A 7467-nucleotide genomic window follows, 5' to 3' on the forward strand; every position below is an offset into this window, starting at 1 on the left:
CCCCCGCCCCCGCCGGAGCCCCCCGGCTGCGCTGGAACGCCTCATTCGACGTCCTGGCCCGCGCGGTCGCCCTCGGCCGGCAGGGCCGTGGTGAGCAGGCGGCAGAGGCCGTCGCCGAAGCCGGACGGATCGCGGAACCGTACCCGCTCGCCCTCCACCTCGGCCTGCGGCTGGTGGCCGAGGCCGCGCACAGCGACCACTGGGGCGACCCGGAGGGCTGGTTGCGCCGGGCCGAGGAATTCTTCCGTCTCGGCGGGGTGCCGGCGACGGCAGGTGCCTGCCGGGTGCTGCTGCGCCGCCGCGGCGCCGTCGTGCCGCACCGCCGCAACGTGGCGCACATCCCCCGGCCGCTGCGCGTGCTCGGCGTCACGGAGCGGGAGTTCGAGGTGCTGCAACTGCTCACCGACCGGCCCGACAACCGCAGCATCGCGGCTCAGCTGTTCATCTCCCCGCGCACGGTGGAGAAGCACGTCGCCAGTCTGATCGCCAAGACCGGCCAGTCCGACCGTACGGCGCTGCGCGCGTACGTCGTCGAGGGCGGTGCGGCCGACTGACCGCGGACCACCGGGTGCCGCGTCCGGCCGACTCGGGGCCTGCGCCTTCCTGACAGCGGTCAGGCGCCGCCCGGGCCCGCGGTTCCGTAGTCCCCCTCCAGCAGGACCACCGGCTCGGCGTCCTCCTCCCGATGGCACCACCGCGGTGACCCCAGCACGAGGACGTGGTCGGCGACGGGGACGGTCCGCTCCACCCGGCACACCGCCACCGAGGCGGAACCTTCGAGCACGGGCACGTCATGCACCAGCCGGTAGTCCACTCCGGCGAAGCGGTCACCGGCGGCGGCGAACTGCGCGGCCAGCCGCCGGTGCCGCCATGCCAGGACGTTGACCCCGAAGCTCCCGTGCCGCAACAGACCTGCCAGCGTGCGGCTGTTCCGCTCGAGCGAGATCAGCAGCAGCGGCGGGTCCAGGGAGACGGAGGTGAGCGCGTTGACCGTACAGCCGACGGGCTCGGCCGCGGTGCCGCTGGTGACGACGGCCGCGCCCGTGGCCCATCGGCGCATGAACCGGCGCAGCTCCGTGGCGCCGACCGGGGCGGGGCGGCCGTCGGGATCCGCGGAGGCGAGGGCCGTCATTGCGCACCCGTCAGGCCCAGCAGCGCCGACCGGGCCACCGCCCGGCGGCTCAGCAGCTCATCGCGGTCGTCCTCGTCGGCGAGAGCCAGCGCCCGCGTGTAGTCCTCGACGGCGTCGGCCCACTGCCCGGCCGCCTCATGGACGAACCCGCGGTTGTACAGCAGGTCCGGGTTCTCCGGATCGGCCTTCACCGCGGCGCTCAGGTCGGTGATCGCCGTGACGTGGTCACCCGCCGTGTGCGCCAGCACCGCCCGGCTGGCCAGCGCCGGTACGAGGCCGGGGTCCGCCGCGAGCGCCGCGTCGAAGTCGCGTCGCGCCGCCGCCGTGTCGCCGCCCTCCAGAGCCAGTTCGCCCCGCAGGTGCAGCAGGCGCGCGTCGCCCGGGTGCAGGATCAGGCCCTCCTCGACATACGGTCCGGCCGCCGCCGCCTCGCCGCTCTCCATCAGCAGGCCGATCAGGTTGACCCGGGCGTCGAGCTGGTCGGGCTCCAGCTCCACCACATACGCGAAGTCCGCGACGGCACCTGCCACATCACCCGCCTCGGCCTTGATGTCGCCCCGGTTGTAGTGCAGTTCGTAGAACGGCGGGGACAGGCTGATCGCCGTGTCGCAGTCGGCCGTGGCGCCGTCGAGGTCGCCCAGCCGCCGGCGGGCGTCCGCGCGGTCGAAGTAGTAGTCGGCGTAGTTGGGGTCCAGCTCGATCACCTTGCTGAGGTCGGCGAGGGCCTCGTCGAGCCGGCCCATCCCCAGATACACCTTGCCGCGGTTGTGCACGAGCACCGAGCGGTGCAACCGGTGCTTCTCGCCCGGCAGTTCCCGGTCGAGGTAGTCGATCCCGTCGGTGACCAGGCGCAGCGCCTCCGCTATCCGCCCGGTGCGCATCTCGATCAGCGCCAGCCCGTTCTTCTGGAAGACCGAGTGGAAGGCACGCTGCTCCGGATCGGGCAGCAGGGAGGCGATCGCGATGGAGTTGTTGATGTACGCGCGGGCTAGGTGGTGGTCCTTCAACTCCGCCGGGTGGAAGCGGGTGTAGAGCATGGCGAGCGCGTAGCCGGTGGACAGCTGGAGCTCCGGCAGGTCGTACCGCGCCCGCAGGTCGATGTAGGTCGGCTCGGCCTCCACGGTCTGCTCCAGCACCACCATCGCCGAACTGGCCCGGGTGCTCAGATGCCAGAAGCGCTCCATCTTCGTCTCGGGGTCGGTCAGGTCCCGGCCGCGCGTCGCGACGTCGATCACGGAGTGGTAGTAGCCCATCGCGCCGCAGTGCCTGGCCGCCTCGTAGAGCGCGTCCGCGCCGGCGCCGGCCGGGTCGCCGCCCCGCTCCAGGTGGTACGGAATCGCCCCCAGGCCGAGGGTCATCTCGTCCAGCGCCAGCAATTCCGCGGCCCGGCGGTCGTGCAGGGTTTTGCGCAGCGCGGGGTCGGCCCGCTCGTAGGCGGCGGCCTCCGCCGGATCGTCGGACGTGCCGTCCGCGGCGATGAAGGCGTGCAGCAGTTCCTCGGGGGTGCGGCCGTCGGCTGTCCCGGTGCCGGCCGCCTGGTCGGTGTCGGCCGCCTTCCCCGCGTCGGAGGGCCGGTCCGCTGACCGTTGGGCGTACCGGCCGAGCGCCGCGCTCAGCTCGTCGACCAGGTCCCCGCCGCCGGTGGTGACGGTGATCCGGATACGGTCGGGCCGGGCCCTGCGCAGGAAGATGGCCAGGAATTCCTGGTCGGTGTGGTCGGCCCGGTCCGCCCGGTCGAAGACCAGCCGCAGCGGCGCCGCGTCGGCCGCGGCGGCGTACTCCGCGAGCAGCTCGACGGCGCCGTGTGCCAGCCGGCGGGTGCGGTTCGCCGGATAGATACGGGTCCGTTCCTCCGGGGCGGCCAGCGAGGTCAACGTCTCAGGGCCGACCCCGATGACCGGCCGCAGCTCCGGTGCCACGGACAGGATCTCGGTGACGTGCCGGTCGGTGATGCCCGGCCGCAGCTCGACGGCGAGCGGGACCACCCGGCGCAGCAGGCTGCCCAGCCCGGTGTAGGGGCCTCGCAGCCCCCGGTGGCAGTCCACGGTGAAATCGCCCTGCGGTTCGGCGGCCGGGGCCGTACCGATCCGCCACTCGTGTGCAGTCATTGGGACTCCTCGACTGGTGATGCGGTGACCGGTGGTGCGGTGACGGTGATGCGGTGACCGGTGGAGCGGCGGCCGGGTGGTGGCGGCCGGTGGTACGACGACCAGGGCGGCGCGGCGGCCAAGCGGTGCGGGTCCTTCGGCGGGACGGCGCGCGGGCGGATCAGGCGGAACGGGAGGTGCGAGAGGAGAAGGAGCGTCAGGACGAGGGGGCGGGTACCGGCGGCGCCGCGGTGCGCTTGCGGTTCCGGCCCGCGTACAGCGGCAGGACGACGATCTCCAGGCTCAGCAGCAGGAGCGAGCCGACCGAGTCCCAGAAGTGCGGGTCGCCCGTGCCGCCGCCGGCCAGCCCCGATCCGACGTGGTGGGCGAACTGCCAGATCAGCGGCGCGGTCCACAGCGACACGGTGACCAGCATCGCGGTCACGCCTCCCACGGTGATCAGCGCGAACCACGGCGCCACCGCCCGGTCCCGCGGCGCCCAGTCCCCGGTACGCCAGTCCGACGGCCCCACCCGCGGCAGCCGGCGGAACCGCTCGCGCAGGTATGCGCGGGTCGCGGCGTGCGGGTCGGTGCAGCCGAGGGCGGTCGTGATCACGTAGTAGAGGTCGGTGCGCAGGAACACGTAGAACTGCCAGGCCAGCCGGAGCAGCACCGTATAGGCCACGGCCAGTGCGAGGCGTCCCGGCCAGGACAGTCCGCCGGACAGGTCGCCCGCCGCGAGGAGCACGAGCACGGAGAACAGCAGCAGGTCGGCCAGCATGCCCGAGAGCATGGGCAGATAGCGCCGCCGGGGCGGCACGCTGCGCAGGGCGTCGAGCTGGGTCTCCACCACCACGTAGTAGAAGCGCCGCCCCAGGCTCATCCGGGAGGCAAGCCCCAGCCGGCGGGCGGCCAGCAGGTGGAACCACTCGTGCCAGAGCACGGCCGGCGACTGGAACAGCGCCACCCCGACCTGGACGGCGATCAGCGACGAGGTGAAGAAGACGTTGTGGGCGTGGGGCCGCAGTTCGGCGTGCCGCACCATGACGACGGCCGCCGCGGCCAGCAGCGCGAGATGCACCACCCATGCGGGGCGCGAGAACATGATCCGCCCCGCGGTCTGGAACCGGAGCTTCGGCGGCTCGGCCACCGCCTCCCCCGCCTCCCGGACGAACCCCAGGTCGCGCAGCGTGTCGAGGAAGTCCGCCATGTCCACGGACTCCCCGAAGGTGCGCTCGTACCAGACCGCGGCCTCCTCCGCCGTGGCCCCGTCGGCGAGCCGGCGCAGCAGCGCCACCCCGTCCTCGGGGAGGAGTGCGTACGACTCGATGTCGGCGCGGCCCACCGTGATGCCGTCGCGTTCCTCGATGAAGGTCAGCGGGTGGAAAAGGACGCGTGCGGTGGACATGGGGGGCATGGGGCTCCGTCCGTACGGGCGCCGGTCACGGGCACGGATATGGGCACGCGGTAGGCCGCTCCTGCGCCCGATGCGCAGGAGCGGCCCCCTGCGGATCAGCAGCAGTCGGTGCAGTACAGCGGAGCGGACGAGGTGAGCTTGATGGAGCCGGACTTGCGCACGGTGATCTTCTTCATGTCTTTCACCTCCTTCGCGCCGGCGGATCGGCAGGTGCCGGCAGGACGCAAAAGTGTCAGCCCGGGACGTAGGGAGTCATGGGTGGCCCGCCCCCAACATTGGCCGCGCCCGGGGGAGTCGAACTGGGTCCGCGCCCCCATGTCCAGCGGCGCCCCCGGCTCGGCATCCTGCCCCCATGAGAGATGACGCGCTTTCGGTCATCGTCAGCGGATCGAGCGCGGCGATGGCCACCACGGGATATCTGTCATGGCTTCGGCAGGAGATCGACCTCCCGCTGCGAGTGCTCCTCACCCACAGCGCCGAGCGCTTCGTACGCCCCGAGGCTGTCTCCTGGTACGCCGACGAGGTCTACGCGAGCGATGCCGCGGACCTCAACCCGACCGAATTCGCCCGCCGTTCACTCGGCATCGTCGTGCTCCCGGCCACCGCCAACACCCTCGCGGCGGCGGCGCTGGGCCTGGCCTCCACCCCCGCGCAGACCGCCCTGCTCGCCTGCCACCGGCCGGCGCTGTTCTTTCCGAGCATGAACAAGCTGATGTGGACGAAGGCCCCGACGCGGCGCCATGTCGCGACCTTGCGCGCCGACGGCCACACCGTGGTGGAGCCGAAGGAGGGTCCCGTCTTCGAGCTGTGGCAGCGGGAGAACGTGATCGGTCTGAAGCTGGCGCCGCCGGACGAGGCGGCGGAACTGATCATCGGCTGGCTGGAGTCGGTGCTGGCGGACGAGCCGGATTCCGCCGAGCGGGCGCCGGGCGCCGGCGACGTGCAGCCGGCCGGCGACGTGCGGCGGACCGGGGACGTCGCGGCTGTCTGAGACGGCCCGTACGCGGCGCCGCCTGCCGCCTGCCACGTGGCCGGTCCATCCCGCCGTCGGACCGCCGCCCGGAGCGCGGACGGTCGGCGTCCGGTCTTCCTCGGCTCGCGAAGGGGACGGCGTCAGCGGCGGACGGGTGCCGGGTGGTGACGATCGGCTTTGTCGACGACGAACGAGCACTGCTGTCACGCGCCTGTCACACGGCTACGGCGGACGGCGGGACGCCGGTGGAAGGGCCGCCCCCCCCGCGAGGCCCGACCCCGGAGGTGCGCCCGAGCGCGCAGGTACGCCTGGGCGGTCGCCGGCCGGGCGCGGCGGAGTGCGGCCACCGGCCTCCGGTGGACGCGCCGCATCACGGCAGCTCGCGGGGCGACGCGCCCCCGGCACCCTACCGGCGCCGGGACTGACGGCCGATGACGCGTCGACCTCACCACCCGCCAGCGACTCATCGCCCTTTTTGTCCAGTAATGTGCGGACGGCAGGCGATGAGAGAGCGCGAGCGGGACAGCAGCGAGGAGAGATGCCATCATGCGCAACGGTCCTGGACGGCTCCTCCGGCGGTACGCCGTGCTGCTGGCCGCCGCCATGGCGGTCACCGGCGTCCTCGCCTTCATGGGCGGCGTGCTCGCACCGCCCGCGCGGTCCGCGAGCGCCATCGACACCGTCGCCGAGCAGCTCAGGAAGCGGCCCGTCTACGTCGATCCGCGCGTGTCGGACCAGCTGACGCCGAGCCAGGCGAAGGCGCTGTCGGACCGGATCAGGTCGGCCGACAGACCGGTCTTCGTGGCCGTACTCCCGGCCACCTCGCAGTTCCCGGCGCAGACCGTCCTGAGGGACCTGCGCTCGGCGACCGGCGTCACCGGCCTCTACGCCATCCGTCTCGGCAGCCGGTTCGACGCCGGCGCCGACCCGCAGGTCATGTCGCCCACCGCGGTCGACAACCTGGTCGGCCAGGTCCAGCGGTCTTCCGGCGGCAGCACCGCCGACGAAGTCGACAGCTTCGTGGCCAAAGCCCTGCCGCAGGCCGGCGGCCGGGCACCCGACTCCTGGCAGGGCCACAACGGTGGCGTCGGCCCGCTCGGCGCCATCGTGCTCGGTGCGGTCGTGGTCGTCCTGGTCGGCGTCGGGTACCTGCTGTTCCGGCGGCGGCGCAAGGCACGGCGGGACCAGCGGCAAGGTCAGCTGCGGCAGCTGCGCAAGGCCGTCGACGAGGACATCACGGCCTTCGGCGAGGAATTGGACCGGCTGGACTTCCGGCCCGCCGACCCCGCGTCGGACGACCTGATGCGCGACGACTACTCCCGGGCCCTCGACGCGTACGAGCGCGCCAAGTCACTGCTGGGCGCGGCCCGCCGGCCGCAGGACGTACAGCCCGTGACCCACGCCCTGGAGGAGGGCCGCTTCGCGCTGGCGACGCTGGACGCCCGCCGCGGCGGCGAGCCGCTGCCCGAACGGCGTCCGCCGTGCTTCTTCGACCCGCGGCACGGCCCGTCGGTACGCGATGTGCCCTGGGCGCCGGCCGACGGAGCCGTACGCGACGTGCCCGCCTGCGCCGCGGACGCCGCCCGGATCGACGACGGCGCCGCGCCGCTGGCCCGTACGGTCGACACCGCCCGCGGCCCGCAGCCGTACTGGAACGCCGGCCCGGCGTACGCCCCCTACGCGGGCGGTTACTTCGGCGGCGGCCTGCTGCCCGGCCTGCTGGTCGGCACCCTGCTGGGCGGATCGCTCTTCGGACCCGGCTCCGGGTACGGGGGCGACGGCAGCGGAGGCGCCCCGGAGGGCGGCGACTACTCGGGGTCCGACTTCGACCCGGGCGACTTCGGGGGCGGGGGTGACG

Annotated in this window: 6 protein-coding genes; 3 read left to right on the top strand and 3 right to left on the bottom strand. The window is 73.5% G+C overall.

What is annotated here, in order from left to right; translation table 11 throughout:
- A partial coding sequence (locus tag V7E46_RS30845; RefSeq protein WP_333771497.1) for a helix-turn-helix transcriptional regulator occupies window positions 1-554 on the top strand: 554 nt, incomplete at its 5' end.
- 59 nt (window positions 555-613) lie between these two features.
- On the opposite strand, the gene V7E46_RS30850 is transcribed toward V7E46_RS30845, so the two are convergent.
- The 3 genes from V7E46_RS30850 to V7E46_RS30860 form a co-directional block, all read right to left on the bottom strand.
- The gene (locus V7E46_RS30850) at window positions 614-1132 is read right to left on the bottom strand and encodes a flavin reductase family protein (RefSeq protein WP_333771498.1); all 519 of its coding nucleotides are present in this window, start codon (window positions 1130-1132) and stop codon (window positions 614-616) included.
- A complete protein-coding gene (locus tag V7E46_RS30855; protein WP_333771499.1) occupies window positions 1129-3240 on the bottom strand; it encodes a tetratricopeptide repeat protein in 2112 nt (703 codons plus the stop codon). Before V7E46_RS30855 ends, V7E46_RS30850 begins: the two co-directional genes overlap by 4 nt.
- 196 nt (window positions 3241-3436) lie before the next feature.
- Window positions 3437-4627, bottom strand: a complete 1191-nt coding sequence (locus V7E46_RS30860; protein WP_333771500.1) for a hypothetical protein — start codon at window positions 4625-4627, stop codon at window positions 3437-3439.
- A 361-nt stretch (window positions 4628-4988) separates the two neighbouring features.
- On the opposite strand from V7E46_RS30860, the gene V7E46_RS30865 reads away from it, so the two are divergent.
- On the top strand, window positions 4989-5627 hold the full coding sequence (locus V7E46_RS30865; protein ID WP_333771501.1) for a flavoprotein: 639 nt from the start codon (window positions 4989-4991) through the stop codon (window positions 5625-5627).
- A 528-nt stretch (window positions 5628-6155) separates the two neighbouring features.
- The coding region (locus V7E46_RS30870; RefSeq protein ID WP_333771502.1) for a hypothetical protein at window positions 6156-7467 on the top strand (1312 nt) is incomplete at its 3' end.

It is taken from the genome of Streptomyces sp. IBSBF 2435 (assembly GCF_036815005.1).
GTDB lineage: Bacteria > Actinomycetota > Actinomycetes > Streptomycetales > Streptomycetaceae > Actinacidiphila.

Bases quoted from the DNA above. Each gene is read 5' to 3' on its own strand.
- V7E46_RS30850 (WP_333771498.1), bottom strand. From the start codon at position 1,132: ATGACGGCCCTCGCCTCCGCGGATCCCGACGGCCGCCCCGCCCCGGTC.
- V7E46_RS30855 (WP_333771499.1), bottom strand. From the start codon at position 3,240: ATGACTGCACACGAGTGGCGGATCGGTACGGCCCCGGCCGCCGAACCG.
- V7E46_RS30860 (WP_333771500.1), bottom strand. From the start codon at position 4,627: ATGTCCACCGCACGCGTCCTTTTCCACCCGCTGACCTTCATCGAGGAA.
- V7E46_RS30865 (WP_333771501.1), top strand. From the start codon at position 4,989: ATGAGAGATGACGCGCTTTCGGTCATCGTCAGCGGATCGAGCGCGGCG.